The organism is Kitasatospora sp. NPDC043949, from assembly GCF_056435365.1.
Map to the genome: position 1 here is coordinate 34278 of NZ_JBWKEQ010000002.1, position 19066 is coordinate 53343.

Annotated in this window: 19 protein-coding genes; 6 read left to right on the plus strand and 13 right to left on the minus strand. The window is 73.1% G+C overall.

Annotated elements, in window-relative coordinates:
• The first annotated feature begins 16 nt into the window (after positions 1-16).
• Together AC07AL_RS02360 and AC07AL_RS02365 are read left to right on the plus strand one after the other, a co-directional pair.
• Entirely contained in the window at positions 17-928 is a 912-nt protein-coding gene (locus AC07AL_RS02360) for a TetR/AcrR family transcriptional regulator (RefSeq protein WP_400805246.1), read from the plus strand.
• 129 nt (positions 929-1057) lie between these two features.
• Entirely contained in the window at positions 1058-2776 is a 1719-nt protein-coding gene (locus AC07AL_RS02365) for a hypothetical protein (RefSeq protein WP_400805244.1), read from the plus strand.
• A 140-nt stretch (positions 2777-2916) separates the two neighbouring features.
• On the opposite strand, the gene AC07AL_RS02370 is transcribed toward AC07AL_RS02365, so the two are convergent.
• The 11 genes from AC07AL_RS02370 to AC07AL_RS02420 form a co-directional block, all read right to left on the minus strand.
• Positions 2917-3624: a spermidine synthase family protein gene (locus tag AC07AL_RS02370; protein WP_363631511.1), complete on the minus strand. Its 708-nt coding sequence runs from the start codon at positions 3622-3624 to the stop codon at positions 2917-2919.
• Between the two features lie 85 nt (positions 3625-3709).
• A complete protein-coding gene (locus tag AC07AL_RS02375; protein WP_363585906.1) occupies positions 3710-4801 on the minus strand; it encodes a YeiH family protein in 1092 nt (363 codons plus the stop codon).
• A 13-nt stretch (positions 4802-4814) separates the two neighbouring features.
• Entirely contained in the window at positions 4815-5396 is a 582-nt protein-coding gene (locus AC07AL_RS02380) for a cysteine dioxygenase family protein (protein WP_363585880.1), read from the minus strand.
• A 108-nt stretch (positions 5397-5504) separates the two neighbouring features.
• Entirely contained in the window at positions 5505-6419 is a 915-nt protein-coding gene (locus AC07AL_RS02385) for a LysR family transcriptional regulator (RefSeq protein ID WP_363585879.1), read from the minus strand.
• Positions 6420-6526: 107 nt separating this feature from the next.
• Positions 6527-7396, minus strand: coding sequence for an amino acid ABC transporter permease (locus tag AC07AL_RS02390; RefSeq protein WP_063350111.1), 870 nt, complete (start codon positions 7394-7396; stop codon positions 6527-6529).
• Positions 7393-8037 (minus strand): amino acid ABC transporter permease, encoded by a 645-nt coding sequence (locus tag AC07AL_RS02395; RefSeq protein WP_363585878.1) that lies wholly within the window; start codon positions 8035-8037, stop codon positions 7393-7395. Before AC07AL_RS02395 ends, AC07AL_RS02390 begins: the two co-directional genes overlap by 4 nt.
• 12 nt (positions 8038-8049) lie before the next feature.
• The gene (locus AC07AL_RS02400; protein ID WP_363585877.1) at positions 8050-8970 is read right to left on the minus strand and encodes a glutamate ABC transporter substrate-binding protein; all 921 of its coding nucleotides are present in this window, start codon (positions 8968-8970) and stop codon (positions 8050-8052) included.
• A 10-nt stretch (positions 8971-8980) separates the two neighbouring features.
• Positions 8981-9709 (minus strand): amino acid ABC transporter ATP-binding protein, encoded by a 729-nt coding sequence (locus AC07AL_RS02405; protein ID WP_363585905.1) that lies wholly within the window; start codon positions 9707-9709, stop codon positions 8981-8983.
• Between the two features lie 47 nt (positions 9710-9756).
• Complete coding sequence (locus AC07AL_RS02410; RefSeq protein WP_363616943.1) at positions 9757-10002, minus strand: LapA family protein; 246 nt, start codon at positions 10000-10002, stop codon at positions 9757-9759.
• Between the two features lie 149 nt (positions 10003-10151).
• Positions 10152-11924: an ABC transporter ATP-binding protein gene (locus AC07AL_RS02415; protein ID WP_478316529.1), complete on the minus strand. Its 1773-nt coding sequence runs from the start codon at positions 11922-11924 to the stop codon at positions 10152-10154.
• A 64-nt stretch (positions 11925-11988) separates the two neighbouring features.
• Positions 11989-13761, minus strand: coding sequence for an ABC transporter ATP-binding protein (locus AC07AL_RS02420; RefSeq protein WP_363631513.1), 1773 nt, complete (start codon positions 13759-13761; stop codon positions 11989-11991).
• A 457-nt stretch (positions 13762-14218) separates the two neighbouring features.
• On the opposite strand from AC07AL_RS02420, the gene AC07AL_RS02425 reads away from it, so the two are divergent.
• Positions 14219-15082 carry an aldo/keto reductase gene (locus tag AC07AL_RS02425; RefSeq protein ID WP_478316531.1) on the plus strand — a complete coding sequence of 288 codons (864 nt, stop codon included), beginning with the start codon at positions 14219-14221 and terminating at the stop codon, positions 15080-15082.
• A gap of 242 nt (positions 15083-15324) precedes the next feature.
• Here AC07AL_RS02425 and AC07AL_RS02430 read toward each other — a convergent pair whose 3' ends face one another.
• A complete protein-coding gene (locus AC07AL_RS02430) occupies positions 15325-16221 on the minus strand; it encodes a MarR family winged helix-turn-helix transcriptional regulator (protein ID WP_363585873.1) in 897 nt (298 codons plus the stop codon).
• A 375-nt stretch (positions 16222-16596) separates the two neighbouring features.
• On the opposite strand from AC07AL_RS02430, the gene fabG reads away from it, so the two are divergent.
• Positions 16597-17364 carry a 3-oxoacyl-ACP reductase FabG gene (gene fabG / locus AC07AL_RS02435; RefSeq protein WP_350875567.1) on the plus strand — a complete coding sequence of 256 codons (768 nt, stop codon included), beginning with the start codon at positions 16597-16599 and terminating at the stop codon, positions 17362-17364.
• Positions 17365-17595: 231 nt separating this feature from the next.
• Entirely contained in the window at positions 17596-18363 is a 768-nt protein-coding gene (locus AC07AL_RS02440) for a phosphatase PAP2 family protein (protein ID WP_363585871.1), read from the plus strand.
• A 32-nt stretch (positions 18364-18395) separates the two neighbouring features.
• Here the strand turns inward: AC07AL_RS02440 and AC07AL_RS02445 are convergent, their stop codons facing one another.
• Positions 18396-18596 (minus strand): I78 family peptidase inhibitor, encoded by a 201-nt coding sequence (locus tag AC07AL_RS02445; RefSeq protein WP_063350104.1) that lies wholly within the window; start codon positions 18594-18596, stop codon positions 18396-18398.
• A gap of 77 nt (positions 18597-18673) precedes the next feature.
• Between AC07AL_RS02445 and AC07AL_RS02450 the strand changes: the two genes are divergently transcribed.
• Entirely contained in the window at positions 18674-18949 is a 276-nt protein-coding gene (locus AC07AL_RS02450; RefSeq protein WP_363585870.1) for a DUF6343 family protein, read from the plus strand.
• The last annotated feature ends 117 nt before the right edge of the window (positions 18950-19066 follow it).

The following is a 19066-nucleotide window of genomic DNA, read 5'->3' on the forward strand; positions in this document are numbered from 1 at the left end:
GGATAGGGTGGCGCGCATGGCCTCCCGTACGCCGTCGCCGACGGCCGCCCGCGCTGCACGGACCCCCGCCCCGGAGCAGGCACCGGCCCCGGAGCAGGCACCGGCCCAGGCGCCGGACCGGGCACCGGCCCGGGCGGCTGCCGGTGAGCGGCCGCGCCGCAGGCTCAGCGTGGACGAGCGGCGCGAGCAGCTGATCGCCGTCGCGCTGGAGCTGTTCAGCCGCCGCCCGCCGGAGGAGGTGTCGATCGACGACATCGCCGCCGCCGCGGGGGCCTCCCGGCCGCTGGTGTACCACTACTTCCCCGGCAAGCAGGCGCTGTACGAGGAGTCGCTGCGGCGGGCCGGGCGGGAGCTCTCGGCGCGCTTCGAGGAGGCCGCCGACGGGCCGCTGTCCGAGCGGCTGTACCGGGTGATGGGCCGCTACCTGGACTTCGTGCAGAGCCACGGGCCCGGCTTCGCGGCGCTGCTGCGCGGCGGCTCGGTGGCGGCCAGCGCGGGCACCTCGGCGGTGATCGACGAGGTGCGGCGGGCCGCCCACGACCAGATCCTCTCCCACCTGGCGATCCCCGCGCCGAGCCCCGGGCTGCGGCTGACCGTCCGGGCCTGGATCGCCAACGCCGAGATCACCTCGCTGGAATGGCTGGCCGAACGCTCGGTGCCGCTGGAGGAACTGCAGCTGCACCTGGTGCAGGAGTTCGTCGCCTCCCTCACCCTCACCGCCGCCCGGGAGCCGGCGCTCGCCGCCGAACTCGCCTCGTTCTTCGCGGACGAGCGTCCTGACGGCCCGACCGGGCGCCTGGTGCGGGAGCTCGCCGGACTGTTCGCCGTCCCCGGGATCGCCGAGGCGGTCACCGCGCTCGCCACCGCACCGTCCGGCGAAACGTCCCCGCAGGCCACGGGCGAAACGGCCGCGGCTCCCATCGGGTGATCCGCCGGTTCGGTCCCGACAGCGGGCTCTGATAGGAATGAGCACGGATCCGACGGCACGCCGCCACGGCGCGCGCGGACCCACCCGAACCAGCGGACCGCAGACGCAGCAGAGCGGGGGGCTCAACAGTTGACCCAGGACGTCCAGTTCAGCGCGGAGGCCAATCCCTTCGCGGCGGCGGAGCAGGTCTGCGCGACCCTCGGCACGCTCACCGACGCCCTCTTCGACGAGCGCACCTCCCGCCATCCGGCGGCCTCGCTCAGCGCCCTACGTCCGGCCGAACACCCCGCCTCAGAGGCGCTGTTCGGCCTCCCACTGGCCCCGAACGGCCCGGTGCACGCGGCCGTGGACCGGCTCGGCACGGTGCTCACCGCCGGCACGGCCCGCCCCGGTACCGGCGCCCGGGTCGCCGACCGGGTGACCACCGCCCTCCACACCCGCTACGGCGGCGGGGCGGTGCGCGGCGCGATCGCCGACCGGGGCACCACCTCGGCCGCGCTGTTCCAACTGCCGGTCACCGGCGAATTCGCCGACCCCAAGCTGCGCCCTCCGTTCGCCCCGGCGCTGGCCGCGCTGGCCGCCGGGCAGCAGACCCGCCAGCCGGTCGAACTGGCCACCGGCGCGGGCGCCGAGGTCCGGCTGGTGGTCCCGCCCGGCTTCCACCCGCTGACCTCCCCCGGTGGTCCCGCCGGGGTCTGCTCCCGTACGGTGCCCGCGCCGGCGGGCGGGGCGGACGGCGTCGACCCGGCCACCGCCGCGGCCGCCGAGGAACTGACCGGGCATCTGGCCGAGGTCGCCGAGGAGCTGTTCAGCGGTGACGGTCCGGAGCAGCGCCGCGACTTCGCGGTCATCTCCGCCACCCTCGCCGACCTGGTCCACGACGCCGGCACGGTCTACGCCGGCGTCTGCGCGCTGGACGTGGACGGCCGGGCCTCCGACGCCGCCCTGGTCGTCTCGCTCGCCCGGCACCCGCTGCCGATCACCGCGCTCGCCACCGAGCTCGCCACCGTCCGGCGGCACGCCGAGGTGTGGACGGTCCTGCTGCCGGCCGGGCCGGCCGCCGTCCTGGTCGAGGGACGGACCGTCCCGGTGCCGGGGCCGCTGTCCGCCGACGGGCAGCGGCGCTGGGTGGTCACCTCGGCGGTCGAGGCCTTCGTCCCGCTGCCGGACGGCGGCACCGTGCTCTGCGTCCAGCTGTCCACGGCGCAGCCGGAGGACTGGGACCTGTACACGCAGGCGTTCGCGGAGCTGCTGAAGAGCGTTCAGTTCGGCTGGGACGGGGAGGTGTCCGGCGCCGTGCGCGCGCCCGTGCCCGCCACGCCTGCCGCCGCTCCCACTCCCGCTCCCGTCGAGAAGGAGCCGGAAGAGGTGCCGGCGCAGCTCCCGCCCGAGGACTTCAACCCGTTCGCGCCCGTCGCGGAGGCCTCCCCGGCCGACGCCGAGCCACAGGCGGCGCCGGCCAGGCGGAAGGGCACGCCGGTCATGGTGCCCCCGCCGGACTTCAACCCCTTCGCCCCGGAAAGCCTCCCGTCCACCCCGGACACGTCCCCGGCGGCGGCCGCCCCGGCCACCGACCCGTTCGGCACGGTGACGGCCGACCAGTCGGACCCGTTCGGCACCACGCTCGCGGCGCAGGGCCCGGCCGTCCCACCGCCGCCCTCCGCACCGCCGGCCGTTCCCGCGCAGGTTGCTCCCGCGCAGGACGCCCCGCGGAAGGGCACGCCGGTCATGGTGCCTCCGCCGGACTTCAACCCCTTCGCCCCGGAAAGCCTCCCGTCCACCCCGGACGAAGCGACGGAGACCGACGCGGCGGAGGCTTCGGGCCCGGAGACCAGGCCGTTCGGCTGAGCCCCGACCACTGCCCCTCCGCCAGGATCCAACCGCAGGATCGACAGGAGGCCGCGACAACGCGACGCCGAGAGCCGGCAGTTGACCGCCATTGTGGACAACGCCCGGACGCGACAGGAAGGTTGGGAGGCCCTACGCCGTCAGCCGGCGCGCCGGGCCAGGTGGACCACGTCCGGCACGCCGCGGCTGACCGGGATCTCGTGCGTGACGACGTCGGAGAAGCCCGCCGCCCGCAGTGCCTCCTCGAAGTCCGCGGAGGGCTGCGCGCTCCACACCGCCAGCACCCCGCCCGGATGCAGCCGGTGCCAGAGCACCGCGAGCCCGTCGGCGCCGTACAGCCCGGCGTTGGAGTCGGTGACGGTCCAGTCCGGGCCGTTGTCGATGTCGAGGCACAGCGCGTCGTAGCGCTCGCCGTCGGCCGCCGCCAGGTACTCCAGCAGGTCGGTGTGGAGGACCTGGACCCGCTGGTCCTCCAGCGCGCCGCCGGAGAAGGCGCCGAGCGGCCCGCTCCGGTGCCAGTCGATGACGGCGCTCTCGCGCTCGACGATGGCGATCCGCCCCCAGCGCGGCTCGGCCGCCGCGTACGCCAGCGAGAAGCCGACGCCGAGGCCTCCGATCAGCACCGAGGGCTCCGCGGGGGCGCCGGTGCGGTCCAGTTCGTCCAGCGCCGCCTGGATCAGCAGGCGTTCGGAGCGGCCGTCGGCGGTGTCCATCAGGAAGCAGCCGTTGGCGATGATCTCGAAGTGCCGACCGCGCCGGCGCAGCACCACCTCGCCGAACGGGCCGTCCCGCCGGTCGAGCGTGACGACGGCCTCGTGAGCGTCCCGTTCGGGCAGTGCGGTGGACATGCGGCTTCCTCAGCGGACTCGGGTGCAGGAGCGTCCCGGCGGACGAGTACCCGCCCGACAATAGCCGAGTCCGCCCCTGCGCCCGTCACGTCGTGACCAGCACCCCGGCGTAGGAGACGCCCGCGACGACCACCCAGGAGCCGAGCCCGAGCAGGGCGAGCCGCCCGCCGGTGCGGACCATGGTCGGCAGGTGCACGGCGCTGCCGAGGCCGAACAGCGCGGCGGCCAGCAGCAGTTCCTGGGCGTCCCCGGCGAGGGTGAGCGCCCGCTCCGGAAGCACCCCGGTGGTCCGCAGCACGATCATCGCGAGGAACCCCGCCACGAACAGCGGGACGATCGGCGGGCGGCTGCCGATGGTGCCCGGGTTCTTCGCAGGGCCTTCCCCCGACTCCTGGCCGGCCCCGACGACGGCCTCCCCGGCCCGTCGCGCCCGGCGCCGTACCGCGACGGCCATCCCGGCGACCAGCGGCGCCAGCAGCACCACCCGCATCAGCTTGACCAGGACGGCCTCCCGCAACGCGCCCGCCCCGCCGGTCTGCGCGGTGGCGACCACCTGCCCGACGTCGTGCACGCTGGCGCCGACCCACCGCCCGAACTCCACGTCGCCCAGCCCGAACGGCTGCTGGAGCAGCGGCAGCACGGCGATGGCCAGCGTCCCGCACAGGGTGACCAGGGCCACCGAGGCGGCGACGTCCTCCTCCTCGCTGCCGGCCGCCTGGCTGACCGCGCCGATCGCCGAGGCTCCGCAGATGGAGTACCCGGTGGCGACCAGCAGCGGCTGGTCGCCCGGCAGGCCGAGCCGCCGGCCGAGCCAGAGCGTGCCGGTGAAGGTGGCCGCGACCACCGCGAGCACCATGGCGACGGTGGCCCAGCCGAGGCCGAGCACGTCGTCCAGGCTGAGTTTGAGCCCGAGCAGGACGATCCCGAGCCGCATCAGCCGCTTGCCGGCCATGGACAGCCCTGGCCGGGCCACCCCGCGCACCACCGGGCGCAGCGCGGGCAGGTGGGCCGCCGCCATACCGAGCACGACGGCTGCGGTCAGCTTGGGCACGGCGGGCACGGCCGCGTGGACGGCGATCGCGGCGGCCACCCCGGCCGCCGCGAGCAGCAGGCCGGGGGCGTCCCCGCCGAGCGGGGGCAGTGAGCGGGTGCGCGTGGCGCGCTCCCGGAGGGTCAGTGCCACGCCGCCCTCACTGCTGCTGGTCGGCGGGCAGCCGGTAGACGCGCCGGATGCTGGTGCCGAGCCGCGAGACGTCCGCGCCGTAGACGTGGATGGAGATGGCGGTGCTGTTGCAGGCGTTGCGCACCAGGTGGATGTCACCGGGCGGGGCGAAGGCGGCGACGGTGCCGGCCGGGCCGGCGACGTGCTCGGTCTCGACGAGGTGGGCGGTGCGGCCGTCGGAGACCAGCCGGTAGCGGGTCTCGCTCTCCTGGCCCTGGTGGACGCCGGCCACGCACCAGGAGACGTGGTCGTGGATCGGGGTCTGCTGGCCGGGCAGCCAGACCAGGGCGACGACGGAGAAGCCGCCATCCTCCTCGGCGTGCAGGACGTGCTGGCGGTAGCGCGTCGGGTCGCCCTCGCGCTGGGCGGGGGTGAGCAGCGCGTCGGGCCCGTCGGGGTCGGCGCGCAGGTGCGGGGCGAGGCGTTCGCCGACCAGGTAGGCGGTGAGTTCCGGGGGCAGTCCGCGGTCCACGACGGCACGGATCTCGCCGATCAGGGCGGTCATCCGCTCGGTGAGCCGGTCGCTGCCGACCGTGGCTGGGGGTGTCATGCCAGCAGGTTCGGCTGCACCGACCTATCACGTCCAACGATGGTTCTTAAGCTTCCCCCCAACTTCAGCTTATGAATCGCCCCGGTGAGCACCCACCGGAGCCACGACTCAGCACCCGATCCGGCTCGCCGCCGCCCGCCGCAGGTGGTCCAGCACCAGCCCGGTGGCCGGTATCCGCCGGTGCTCGCGCAGCACGTACGCGCTCACCTGCCGGCGCAGGTGCGGTTCGACGGCCCGCCCGGTGACCTTGCGGTGGCACATGAAGGAGAGCACCAACGCGGGCATCAGCGCGATCCCGACCCCGGCGGCGACCAGGCTCTGCACCGCGAGGTTGTCGTCCGTGGAGAACACGATGTCCGGCGCGAAGCCCTCCTCCGCGCAGACGTTCAGCAGGTTGGCCCGGCAGCGCGGGCACCCGGCGATCCAGCGCTCGCCGTCGAGGTCGGCGAGCCGAACGGCGTGCCGACGGCCGAGTGGGTGTCCGACCGGCAGCAGCACGGTGAGCAGGTCCTCCATCAGCGGGATCTCGTCCAGCCCGTCGGGCACCTCGGTCGCGCCGCCGGGGTAGCGGAAGGCCAGCGCGATGTCGCACTCCCCGCGCAGCAGTCGCTGGACGGAGTCCGGCGGTTCGGCCTCCAGCAGCTCGACCCGCACACCGGGATGCTCGGCGAGCAGCCGGGCCATCGCCTCGGGTATCAGGGTGGCGTTGGCGCTGGGGAAGGCGCAGACCCGCACCCGCCCGGCCCGCAGCCGGGCGAGCGCGGCGAGCTGCTGCTGGGCGGCGGAGAGGCTGCCGAGGATCAGTTCGGCGTGCCGGGAGAGCGCCTCGCCCGCCTCGGTGAGCCGCAGTCCGCGCCCGGCCCGGGTGAACAGCGCCACGCCGACGGTGCGTTCGAGCGCCTTCATCTGCTGGGTGATGGCGGGCTGGGTGTAGCCGAGCTCGCGGGCGGCGGCCGAGTAGGAGCCCGCTCTGACGACCTCGTGGAACGTCCTGATGTGCCGCGAGTCGAATACCGGCTCCATGGCCCTCCCCCGGTCGTCGTCGTCGAACCTCCGCAATCATAAGAGGAAATTGGAGATGCCCGCTCTATCCCCACCCACACCTATGGTTCAGGATCGAACCAGGCCTCTCACTGCTGCGCGGACGGCGGCAGCCCCATCGCCACCCCGGCCTTGACCACCGGCGCCCCGCCCCGCATGCTCGGGCTGCGCCGGCTGCGGCGCTCGACCCAGCGGGCGAGCCAGGAGAGCAGCAGGCACATGCCGATGTAGATCGGCGCGATCACGATCACCACCGGGATGAACGGCAGGTCGTAGTCGAGGTTGGTGGCGATCAGCTTGCCCGCGTGCAGGAACTCCTCGTAGGTGATCAGGAAGCCCAGCGAGGTGTCCTTGAGCGCGACCACCAGTTGGCTGATGATGGCCGGCAGCATGGCCCGGTTGGCCTGCGGCACCAGCACGTACGTCATCACCTGGGTCTTGCGCAGGCCGAGCGCGTAGGCCGCCTCGCGCTGGCCCTTGGGCACCGCGAGCACGCCGGCCCGGAAGACCTCGGCCAGCACCGAGCCGTTGTACAGCACCAGCCCGGCCACCAGCGCCCACAGCGGCTGCACCTTGAGCGCGACGAAGACGAAGAAGATCATCACCAGCAGCGGCATGGCCCGGAAGAACTCCACCACCACCGTGGAGAGCACCCGCACCACCTTGTGGTCGGACAGCCGCCCGGCCGCGAACAGCGCGCCGAAGGGCAACGCGAACAGCACCGTCCAGCCGAAGGCCTTGAGGGTGTTGCCGAGCCCGCTCAGCAGCAGGTCCTGGACGCCCCGGTACTCGAAGGGCATCCACTTCTGGTACGTGAACTGGTGGGTGTGGAACAGCATGTAGACGATCCAGCCGATCAGCGCCGCGATCAGCAGCAGCGCGATCCCGCCGTACAGCCGGTGGCGGGCGAGCGCCTTCGGACCGGGGATGTCGTACAGCGCCGAGGATCCAACGGTCATCGCGACACCGCCACTCGTCGTTCCAGCAGGTTGAAGACGGCGCTGACGGCCAGGGTGATGATCAGGTAGCCGACGGCGATCCAGACGAAGGTCCAGATGATGCTGTAGCCCAGTTCGTTGATCGTCCGGTAGGTGCCGAGCAGTTCGGTGACGCTGAACGAGCCGGCGATCGCCGTGTTCTTCGCCAGCGCGATCATCACACTGCCGATCGGCGCGACCACCGACCGGTACGCCTGCGGCAGCACCACCACGCTCATCGTCTGCCCGAAGCTCATGCCCAGGCTGCGCGCCGCCTCCCCCTGCCCCGCCGGCACGGTGTTGATGCCCGAACGCATCGCCTCGCAGACGAAGGCCGAGGTGTAGCAGCTGAGCGCGGCCACCGCGAAGACGAAGAACGGCAGCGTGATGTTGAAGCGCGGCAGGCCCAGCACCACGATGAAGAACAGCAGGGTCAGCGGCGTGTTGCGCAGCAGCGTCACCCACGCCGTCCCGAACACTCGCAGCGGCCGGACCGGCGAGACCCGGAAACCCGCGATCATCACTCCCAGCACCAGCGACAGCACGGCGCTCACCGCGAACAGCGAGAGCGTGCCGAGGAAGCCGTCCCAGTAGGTCGACCAGTTGTCGGTCAGCGTTTTCACGGCGCGGCCCTCTCAGTACCGGTCGATCGGCGGCGGTGTCGGCGCCGGCTCCCCGGACAGGCCCAGGGTCGCGTCGTAGGCCTTCTTCCAGTCGCCGTTCTGTTCGTTCTGCGCCAGCGCGTCGTCCAGGGCCAGGCGCAGCACGGTGTCGTTCTTCGGAGTCCCGATCCCGTACGGCTCCTGGGAGAACAGCGGGCCGACCACCTTGAGCTCGTCCGGCACCTTGGCCGCGTAGCCCAGCAGGATCGCGTTGTCCGTGGTGACGGCGTCCACCTGGCCGGTGATCAGGTTGTCCACGCAGGCCGAGTAGGTGTCGTAGCCGATCAGCTTCGCCTTCGGGTACTGCGACTGGATGCGTTGGTACGGGGTCGAGCCGGCCGCCGAGCAGACCTTCTTGCCGTCCAGGTCCTGCGGGCCGTGGATGGTGTTGTCGTTCCTGCGCACCAGCAGCGACTGCCCCGCGACGAAGTACGGCCCGGCGAAGCCGACCAGCTTCTTCCGGTTGTCGTTGATGGTGTAGGTGCCGACGTAGAAGTCCACCTGGCCGTTCTGCAGCGCGGTCTCGCGGTTGGCCGAGGCGATGGTCTTGAACTCGATCCGGTCCGGCGGGAAGCCGAGGTAGGCGCCGACCATCTTGGCGATCTCGATGTCGAAGCCGGAGTACACGCCGGTGGCCGGGTTCTTCTCGCCCAGGTACGGCTGGTCCTCCTTGGCGCCGACCACCAGGTGGCCCCGGCTCCGGGCGGCGTCCAGGGTCGGCGAGCCGGTGATGGAGGCGGCGTCGCGCACCTGGTAGCTGGGCAGCGCGCTCGCCTGCGGGCCCTTGGGCGGCGGGGTGCCGGGCTTGCCGCAGCCGGCGGCCAGCACGGCGAGCAGCAGGACGGCGGCGAGCACCGTCCGGCTCCGGGCGGCGGGCGTGGTCTTCCTCGTCACGGGCGCCGCCTCAGTGCTTCAGGATCTTGGACAGGAAGTCCCGGGCGCGCTCGCTCTCCGGAGCGCTGAAGAAGTCCTCCGGGGCGCGGTCCTCGACGATCCGGCCGTCGGCCATGAAGACCACCCGGTTGGCGGAGGCCCGGGCGAAGCCCATCTCGTGGGTGACCACGACCATCGTCATGCCCTCGTGCGCGAGCTGGCGCATGACGTCCAGCACCTCGTTGATCATCTCGGGGTCGAGCGCCGAGGTCGGCTCGTCGAACAGCAGTGCCTTCGGGTCCATCGCCAGCGCCCGGGCGATCGCCACCCGCTGCTGCTGGCCGCCGGAGAGCTGGGCCGGGTACTTGTCGGCGTGCGCCTCCAGCCCGACCCGCTCCAGCAGGGCGCGGGACTTGGCGTCCGCCTCCGCCCGGGGCCGGCCGCGGACCTTGATCTGCGCGAGCGAGACGTTCTGCAGCACGGTCTTGTGCGCGAACAGGTTGAAGGACTGGAACACCATACCGACCTCGGCGCGCAGCCGGGCCAGCCCCTTGCCCTCCTCGGGCAGCGGCTCGCCGTCGATCAGGATGGTGCCGTCCTCGATCGGCTCCAGGCGGTTGATCGCCCGGCAGAGCGTCGACTTGCCGGAGCCGGACGGTCCGATGACCACGACGACCTCGCCGCGGCCCACGGTCAGCTCGATGTCCTGGAGGACGTGCAGGTCCCCGAAGTGCTTGTTGACGCCGCGCACCTCGATCAGCGGCGTGAAGGCCGAGGGCCCCGCCTGGGCCGGCCCGGGAGCGCTGGTCACCGGCCGCGACGCCCCTTCAGCAGCCAGCCCAGCGCGCCGCCGGCGAGCAGCGTGGCGAGCAGTGCGATCCAGAGCGGCGCGGTAACGGTGAACACCCAGAACTGGATCTTCACCTTGTCGAGGTTCGCGAACAGGAACCACACGGCGAGGACGACGATGACGCCGATCCCGATGTACCGGGTGGGGATCCCAGCGATCTCGCTGCGTTTGGAGCCGGACGAGCCGTCCGAAATCTTGGTCACCGGAGCAGTCTGCGGGCCGGGGCTCCGATTTGCCCGGTTACGCGCCCTGATGGGTGAGGTAGTAACCCGCACGGGGCAATCCGGCCCCGTGCGGGTTTGAAGTGCCGTACGGGTCAACGGCGCCGTACGGGTTCAACGGCGCCGGCCCGCTACCGCTCGTCCCGCCAGGAGCGCCAGAGCGCCGCGTACGGGCCGCCGGCCGCGACCAGCTCCGGGTGGCTGCCGTACTCGCTGATCCGGCCGCCCTCGACCACCGCGATCACGTCCGCGTCGTGCGCGGTGTGCAGCCGGTGGGCGATGGCGATGACCGTGCGGCCCTCCAGCACCCGGGCGAGCGAGCGCTCCAGGTGCCGGGCGGCGCGCGGGTCCAGCAGCGAGGTGGCCTCGTCCAGCACCAGGGTGTGCGGATCGGCCAGCACCAGCCGGGCCAGCGCCAGCTGCTGGGCCTGCGGCGGAGTCAGCACGGTGCCGCCGGAGCCGACCTCGGTGTCGAGGCCGTGCGGCAGCGCGTCCACCCAGCCGCCGGCGTCCACCGCGTCCAGCGCGGAGCGCAGTTCGGTGTCCTCGGCCCCGGGCGCGGCCAGCCGCAGGTTGTCCCGCAGGGTGCCGACGAAGACGTGGTGCTCCTGGTTCACCAGGGCGACCTCCGCCCGCACCCGCTCGGCCGGCATCCGCGCCAGTGCCGCCCCGCCGAGCGTCACGCTGCCGCGCCCGGGAGCGTAGATCCCGGCCAGCAGCCGCCCCAGCGTGGACTTGCCCGCCCCGGACGGCCCGACCAGCGCGACCCGGGTGCCCGGCGCGACGTCCAGGCTGATGCCGTGCAGGACGTCGGCGCCCTCCCGGTAGCCGAACCGGACGTCCCGGGCCTCGACCCGGCGGCCGTCCGGGTGGCTGGACTCGTCGCCCTCGTGCTCCGGCACCTCGCGGACGCCGACCAGTCGGGCCAGCGAGGCCTGGCCGATCTGCAGTTCGTCGTACCAGCGCAGGATCAGGTCGACCGGACCGGTCAGCATCTGCGCGTACAGCACTCCTGTGGTCAACTCGCCGACGGTGATCCAACCCTTGAAGGTGAACAGCCCACCGAGCAGCAGGGTGGCCAGCACCGCCGAGGAGTAGAACGCGTCGATGGTCGGGAACCAGACCGAGCGCAGCCACAGGGTGTAGCGCTCCCAGGCGAGCCACTCGCCCAGCTTGCGGTCCGTCAGGGCGATCCGCTGGTCGCCCAGGCGCAGCGTCTCCACCGTCCGCCCGGCGTCCACCGTCTCGGCCAGCACGGTGTTCACCGCGGCGTACCCGGCCGACTCGTTGCGGTAGGACTGCGGCGCGCGCTTGAAGTACCAGCGGGAGCTGACCAGCAGCAGCGGCAGGCCGACCAGCGAGGTGAGCGCGAGCAGCGGCGAGGTGACCAGCAGGGCGCCGATCACCAGCAGCAACGACACGATGGCGACGGCGAGTTCGGGCACGGCCTCGCGCACCGACTTGTCCAGCCGGTCGATGTCCGTGGTGCCCCGGGAGACCAGGTCCCCCGTGCCGGCCCGCTCCAGCACGCCGGTGGGCAGCGCGACCGAGCGGACCAGGAAGTCCTCGCGCAGGTCGGCCAGCACCCGCTCGCCGAGGACGGCACCGCGCATCCGGGACCAGCCGGTGAAGGCGGACTGCACCACCAGCGCCAGCAGGTACCAGCCGACCGCGACCGCGATGGTGGCCTCGGCGGTGCCGGTGGCCAGCGACTCGACCAGGCTGCCGAGCACCCAGGGGCCCACCAGCCCGGCCACGGTGGCCACCGAGTGCAACCCCACCACCGCGGAGAACCCGCCGCGGTGGCGCCGGGCGAGCAGGCGCAGGTAGGCGCGCACGGCGGCCGGTGAGCCGACCGGCAGGGTGGTGGCCGGCCCCTGCTCCTCATGGACGGGGGGCTTCATGACGTGCTCCTCAGGTGTGCGGCGGGTCGGGCGGGACGGACGGCGCGGGTGCCCACGCGGCCGCTCATACCGGCTCCCCCACCGGTTCCGGCTGCTCTTCGCGGGTGACCACGGCCCGGTAGGCCGGCTCGGTCCGCATCAGGTCGCGGTGCCGCCCGGCCACGGCCGCCCGGCCGTCGCGCAGCAGCACCACCCGGTCCGCCTGGTCGAGCAGCAGCGGGCTGGTCGCGAAGAGCACGGTGGTGCGCCCCGCCCGGGTGTCCCGCAGTCCGGTGGCGATCCTGGACTCGGTGTGGGCGTCCACCGCGCTGGTCGGCTCGTCCAGGACGAGGACCGGCGGGTCGGCCAGCAGCGCACGGGCCAGGGCCAGTCGCTGGCGCTGCCCGCCGGACAGCGAGCGCCCGCGCTCGGTGATCCGGGCGAGCATCGCGTCGCCCTCGCACTCCGGCGAGCCGTCCACCAGAGCCTCCAGCACGTCGTCGGACCGGGCGGCGGCCAGCGCCTCGGCCACCGAGACCCGCCCCGAGGACGGGATGTCGAACAGCCCGGCCAGGGTGCCGGAGAGCAGGACCGGCTCCTTGTCGTGGACCAGCACCGCCGCCCTGGCCTCGGCCAGCGGTACCGCGTCCAGCTCCGTCCCGCCGAGCCGGACGGAGGGCTGCTCCGGCTCGTCGCCGGCGGCCGGGACGTGCCCGCCGAGCCGCCCGGCGAGCGCCCCGGCGAAGTCCGGGTCCCCGCAGACGACCGCGGTCAGCTCCCCGGCCCGCGCGGTCAGCCCGGTCGCCGGGTCGAACAGGTCGGCGTTCCCCGGCTTGTTCAGCGAGGCCTCGGCCACGCCGCTGGTACGGCTGAGCGAGAGCACCCGGACGGCGCGCCCGGCGGAGACCCGGGCGACGCTCCAGGCGTGTGCGGCCTCGCCCAGGATCCGCAGCGGCGCCGCGAGGAAGGCGGTGGCGCCGTACACGGCGATCAGGGTGCCGACGGCGAGTTCGCCCGCGGCCGCCTGCCGGGCGCCGTACCACGTCACCCCGATCACGAACAGGCCCGGCAACAGGACCTGTTGGGCCTGCATCAGCGACCAGAGCCGGGCCGATCGGACGGCCGCGGCCCGGACCTTCTGGGAGGCGGCCCGGTACCGGTCGAGGAACAGCTCCTCGCCGCCGATGCCGCGCAGCACCCGCAGCCCCGCCACGGTGTCGGCGGCCAGCTCGGTGGCCTTGCCGCCGAGCGTGCGCTGCTGCTCGTACCGCCGCTCGAACGGCCCGATCAGCGGCCAGACGGCGGCTGCCAGCACCGGGACGCCGAGCAGCACCCCGACCCCGAGCACCGGTTCGACGACCAGCACGGCCGAGCTGACGGCCAGCCAGACGATCACCGCGGCCCGGACCCGGGCGACGAGTTCGACGTACCAGCCGATCCGCTCGACGTCCCCGCTGCCGACCGCGACGACCTCGCCGGTGGCGATCCGGCAGGACAGCCCGGCGCCCAGGTGCGAGGCCTGCCGGGCCACCAGCTGCCGCACGTGGCACGCCGCGTGGATCCAGTTCCAGACCGCCTGGCGGTGCAGCAGCACGGCACCGAGCGCGGACAGCACGGCGAGCGCCACCGCGAGGGCGCCGGCCCGCCAGATCCCGGCGGCCTCGCCGTCGACGGCGGCCTGCACGCCCCACCCGAGCGGTATCGGCAGCGCCGCCTGGCCGCCCATCTCCAGCAGCGCCCAGCAGGTGGCGAGCACCTGCCCGCGCCGCTGGCCGCGCTGGAGCCAGCGCAGGAAGGCCAGGGGTGAGGAGAGGTCGGGACTGCCGGGGTCGGCCAACGGCAGGGGGGTCAGCAGCATGACGCTCCGATACAGGAGGGTGCGGGACGGCACTGGAGGGTGCTGGAGGGTGCGAACAGGCGTGAGCGGACACGCCGGGAGAAGGTCACGAGCCGGAGGCGCGGGTCTCGCGGCACGGCGGGCCCGGCTCGCGCGAACGACGGAAGCCGGACGGCGGCGCGCGACAGCGCGGCACCTCGCCCCGGCGGCATCGGCGCGTCCGGAGCGGCGCCGGACGGGACGGCCGGGCGGAGGCGGGAAGGGCATGAAGGGCCCGGATCTCAGGAGGTCATGGCCGCGAGCCTGCCAACCCCGATGTGATCCGCGCAACAGGTTTTTTCGCTACCCGGCCCCTGAATCCCCGCCGCAGCGGGCCTCCGGCCCCGCAAGATTCCCCCGAACGGCGGGAACAATCCCGCCCGGGTGCCAGTTGCCCCTTTCTGGAATCACACGGACGACCAGGAGGGCACCCCTTCCCGTGAGCAACATCCCCAACGTCACGCTGAACGACGGCGCGCAGATCCCGCAGCTCGGATTCGGCGTGTGGCAGGTCCCGGACGACGAGGCCACGGCCGCCGTCCGCACCGCGATCGAGGCGGGCTACCGCTCCATCGACACCGCGGCCATCTACGAGAACGAGGCCGGCACCGGCCAGGCGATCACCGAGGCCCTGTCCGGCGGCGTGGCCCGCGAGGACCTCTACATCACCACCAAGCTGTGGAACTCGGGCACCCGCGACTGGTCGGGCGCGCAGGGCCGCGACGCCGTCCTGCGCGAGTTCGACGCGTCGCTGGCCAAGCTCGGCCTCGACTACGTCGACCTCTACCTGATCCACTGGCCGCGCCCGAAGCACGGCAGCTACCTGAACGTCTGGAAGGCCTTCGAGCAGCTGAAGGCGGACGGCCGGGTCAAGTCGGTCGGCGTCTCCAACTTCGGGCCCGAGCAGCTCACCCGGCTGCTCGACGAGACCTCGGTCGTCCCGGTGCTGAACCAGGTCGAGCTGCACCCGTACTTCCCGCAGACCGAGCTGCGCGCCTTCCACGCCCAGCACGGCATCGCCACCGAGGCCTGGAGCCCGCTGGGCCAGGGCAAGGAACTGCTCGCCGAGCCGGCGCTGGCGAAGATCGCCGAGAAGCACGGCCGCACGGTCGCCCAGGTGGTGCTCCGCTGGCACCTGCAGAGCGGCGTGATCGCGATCCCGAAGTCGGTCACCCCCGCCCGCATCCGGGAGAACCTGGACGTCGCCGGCTTCGAGCTGGACGCCGAGGACCTCGCCGCGATCGCCGGTGTCGCCACCGGCACGCGGATCGGTCCGGACCCGCAGGAGTTCGACTGGAACTGACGGCACCCGCCGTCCGACTTCTCTGACGAGCGGTCATGTCGAACGACCGCCCACCCCGATCAGGGGTGGGCGGTCTTCGGTGTGCCACGATCCGCCGGCGCCAACGAGCAACGGCCTCCGGCGGGTCAGGCCACCAACGCCTTGAGCCGCCAACTCCTTGAACCACCAACGCCTCAAGCCCTCAACACACCGGGCCTTCCGTACGTTGGCGAATCGTTTTGGCTGGCGCTCAAAGGATCCCTCTAGAGCCGCGCCGCCTTGCCGAGGAGCGCCAGCGCGGGCCCGTGCTCACCCTCGTCCAGCGGGGCGAGCAGCAGCCGCTGGACCTCGGCCACGCCGGCCGTCGAACGGTGCAGCAGGTCCTGGCCCGCCGGCGAGAGCGACAGCAGGTTGCGGCGCCCGTCCGAGGGGTCGCGCCGGCGCTGCACCAGACCGCGGCGCACCAGCCGGCTGACCATCTCGGCCATCGTCGCCTTGTCCAGCGAGGCCAGCTCACCGACCGTACGCTGGTCGGCGCCCGGCTCCAGTTCCAGCGCGTCCAGCACCGCGTACTGCGGAGCCGTCAGCTCCGCACCGACGTGCTCCGACCAGAGTTTGGTGTGCACCTGCTGGCCCACCCTGATCAGGTAGCCGATCGCCCGCTGCGCGTCCAGTGTCGGCCGCGCGTCGGAGAACACGGCGACCGCGGCGGGCTCCAGCCTGGCTATCTTGGCCATCACCCGCACGATCTCCACCTGCTCCTCCGCCGTCAGCGGCTCGAACAGGGTGCGCTGCACGCGGACCACACCACCGGTGGCCTCACGCACCGCCTGGGCACCGCTCTGCGAGAGCGCGAGCAGTTTTCGCCGGCCGTCGGCCGGGTCACGCCTTCGCAGCACCAAGCCGCGGCGGACCAGCCGCGCGACCATCTCCGCCATCGTCGCCTTGTCCAGCGAGGCTCGCTCGCCGACCGTCCGCTGGTCGGCACCCGGTTCGAGGGCCAGGACCAGCAGAACGGCGAACTGCGGAGCCGTGAGATCGGCTCCGACATGCTCGGACCACAGCCTGGTGTGAACCTGCTGTGCAACGCGAATCAGGTGTCCGGGCGACTGTTGCAGTCGCGCGGACACGCGGGTCGTCGGGATCTCCCCCAGCACCATGTATCCGTCCCGATGTCACACCCGGTGTGTGTGGGACACCCGGGTGGGGCAGTAACGGCGAGTGGGCGTCCAGCTATGAGGGAGGGCGCTCCAGCCGTGCAGCCGGTGGCTGCTGGCGGACACTATACAAACGGCGGGCCCTTGCTGGCAGGCAGGGGCGGATAGTAGACGCAGGTTCGGCAACATTGGCATATTTACGCGGCCGCCACGCCCTCTCGGTAACCCGTTCTCAGTAGAAAGCCGACCGGTCGGTCCTTACCGACCGTCACGTGCGGCTCTCCGACCCTGTTCGCCCTCCCTACTCGCGGGTAGGGTGTGGCCACCCTCCCCGGGGCGCTCCCCGCGGAGACCACCCCGAGAGAGACGAGAGCGCGCATGACCGAGCAGAGCACCGCCCCCCGGGTCGCCGTCGTCACCGGCGCCGCCCGCGGCCTGGGCGCCGCCACCGCCGTGCAACTGGCCGCCGACGGCTACGCCGTGGCCGTCCTCGACCTGGACGAGACCGCCGGGAAGGACACCGTCGACCGGATCACCGCGGCCGGCGGGCGGGCCCTGGCCGTGGGCGCCGACGTCTCGGACGCCGACCAGGTGCAGGCCGCCGTCGACCGGGTGGCCGCCGAACTCGGCGCCCCCGTCGTGCTGGTCAACAACGCGGGCGTGCTCCGCGACAACCTGCTCTTCAAGATGTCCGAGTCCGACTGGGACACGGTCATGAACGTCCACCTGCGCGGGGCCTTCCTGATGACCCGCGCGGTGCAGAAGCACATGGTGGACGCCGGTTTCGGCCGCATCGTCAACCTGTCCTCCTCCTCCGCCCAGGGCAACCGCGGTCAGGCCAACTACTCGGCCGCCAAGGCCGGTCTGCAGGGCTTCACCAAGACTTTGGCCATTGAGCTGGGCAAGTTCGGCATCACCGCCAACGCCGTGGCGCCCGGCTTCATCGCCACCGACATGACCGCGGCCACCGCCGCCCGGGTCGGCATGGACTTCGAAGACTTCAAGCGGGCTGCGGCCTCCCAGATCCCGGTCCAGCGGGTCGGTCTGCCTGAGGACGTCGCCCACACCATCTCCTTCCTCGCGAGCGAGGGCGCCGGCTTCGTCTCCGGGCAGGTGATCTACGTCGCGGGCGGCCCCCTCGACTGAGCACGGAACCTACACAGGGTTACCACGGAGTGGGAAGCCGGCCGCACCGACCTCCCACTCCGTTTTCTTTACCGGGGCTTTTGCAGAATCATTCGAACACCACACTGGCATTCGATCCGAGAATCACGGAAATCACTCCCCGGGCGGACCTCTCCCCGCCAATTGTCGATTTCACGGGAAAATGACAAATCCCTCCGGAATAGCCCCGGCCGGATGGGTAAGGTCACCCCCGTGCAAGCCCCGAGTACCCCCGCGCCCTATCCCAACCAGGGGCCGGAGCAGCTCACCACCACCCACCGCGAGCGCCCGAGCCCCGAACGAGTCCACCGCCGCGAGCCCGGCTGGCCGCCGATGAGCCGCCGACAGGCCGCCCTGCTCGCCGTGACCTGCGTCGCCTACCTGCTGGTCCTGGCCGGTGTCCTGCTCAACACCGCCCTGGTCGACCTCGACTGGTCGGTCCGGCTGTTCCGCCCCTACGACCACTGGCCCAGCCTGGAACCGCTGCTCGACACCTGGGTGGTCGCCGGGCAACGCGGCCCCTCCGCCATCGCCGCCTTCGTCTGGCTCGGCTGGCGCGCGCACCGGCTGGGGCGGCTGCGCCCGCTGCTGGTGATGGCCGTCGCGCTGCTGCTGCTCAACGTCACGGTCGGCGCGGTCAAGATCGTCACCGGCCGGCTCGGCCCGCACTACGCCCAGTACGTCGGCTCGCCCGAACTGTTCTCCGGCGGCACCATCTTCCCGTCCGGTCACACCGCCAACGCGGTCGTCACCTGGGGCGTGCTCGCCTACCTCGCGGTCCGCTGGCGGCGCACCGGCGCGGTGATCGCCGCCGCCACCGCCTGCTCGATCGGCCTGACCACGCTCTACCTGGGCACCCACTGGGTCACCGACGTGCTGGCCGGCTGGGCCGCCGGACTGCTGGTGCTGCTCTCGCTGCCGCTGCTGGAGCCGATGGTCGTCGCCGCCGAACAGCGGTTGGCCCGGCGGCCGGGCCACTGAGCCCGCACGCCAAGACCACCGGGAGGACGGCCCTACCCCTCCCAGCTGCGCTCGACCACGCCGTCGCGCACCGCGAGGTTGAGCCGGCCCTCACGGTGGTCCATGGTCATCATCGCCCCCGGCTCCAGAACCCGGACCGAGGCCCAGCCGTGCCGCCGGGCCAGCTCCCGGGCCCGTTCGATCCGCAGCCCCGCGTAGCCCTCGGCGTCCGCCGCCGCGTCCGACCCCGTCATCGCGTCTCCCCCGCTCTCCCCCACGGACGTACGCTGGAATCGTAGCCCCCACCCGCGCGGCCCGGAGGTGAACGGCCATGCGCACCACCACCCCGCGACGGCCGTGGCGCAGCGGCACCGAGCCGGCCACCGCCCGCAGCGACCTCAAGCTCCGCTACCTGCTGTCGCTCACCTTCACACCGCTGTTCGCGCTCGCGACGGCGGGCTTCGCGATCTGGGCGGCGGCCTCCCCCGCCAACGGCGCCCCCAGCCAGGGGACCCTGACCGGCTTCGCCGTCGCCTGCGGTCTGCTCACCCTGTTCGCCACCGTCGATCTCATCGTGGTCATCCGGCGCCGCCGGACCGAGCTCTGACACGGTGTCTCCCACGGAGTGGGGGGGGGGGGGGGGGGAGGGGCCCCCCCCCCCCCCCCTCCCCCCCCCCCCCCCCCCCCCCCCCCACCCCCCCCCCCCCCCCCCCCCACACCCGCT

Coding starts and splice junctions, on each gene's coding strand:
- AC07AL_RS02360 (WP_400805246.1), top strand. CDS start 17: ATGGCCTCCCGTACGCCGTCGCCGACGGCCGCCCGCGCTGCACGGACC.
- AC07AL_RS02370 (WP_363631511.1), bottom strand. CDS start 3,624: ATGTCCACCGCACTGCCCGAACGGGACGCTCACGAGGCCGTCGTCACG.
- AC07AL_RS02380 (WP_363585880.1), bottom strand. CDS start 5,396: ATGACACCCCCAGCCACGGTCGGCAGCGACCGGCTCACCGAGCGGATG.
- AC07AL_RS02385 (WP_363585879.1), bottom strand. CDS start 6,419: ATGGAGCCGGTATTCGACTCGCGGCACATCAGGACGTTCCACGAGGTC.
- AC07AL_RS02390 (WP_063350111.1), bottom strand. CDS start 7,396: ATGACCGTTGGATCCTCGGCGCTGTACGACATCCCCGGTCCGAAGGCG.
- AC07AL_RS02415 (WP_478316529.1), bottom strand. CDS start 11,924: ATGAAGCCCCCCGTCCATGAGGAGCAGGGGCCGGCCACCACCCTGCCG.
- AC07AL_RS02420 (WP_363631513.1), bottom strand. CDS start 13,761: ATGCTGCTGACCCCCCTGCCGTTGGCCGACCCCGGCAGTCCCGACCTC.
- AC07AL_RS02430 (WP_363585873.1), bottom strand. CDS start 16,221: ATGGTGCTGGGGGAGATCCCGACGACCCGCGTGTCCGCGCGACTGCAA.
- fabG (WP_350875567.1), top strand. CDS start 16,597: ATGACCGAGCAGAGCACCGCCCCCCGGGTCGCCGTCGTCACCGGCGCC.
- AC07AL_RS02445 (WP_063350104.1), bottom strand. CDS start 18,596: ATGACGGGGTCGGACGCGGCGGCGGACGCCGAGGGCTACGCGGGGCTG.
- AC07AL_RS02450 (WP_363585870.1), top strand. CDS start 18,674: ATGCGCACCACCACCCCGCGACGGCCGTGGCGCAGCGGCACCGAGCCG.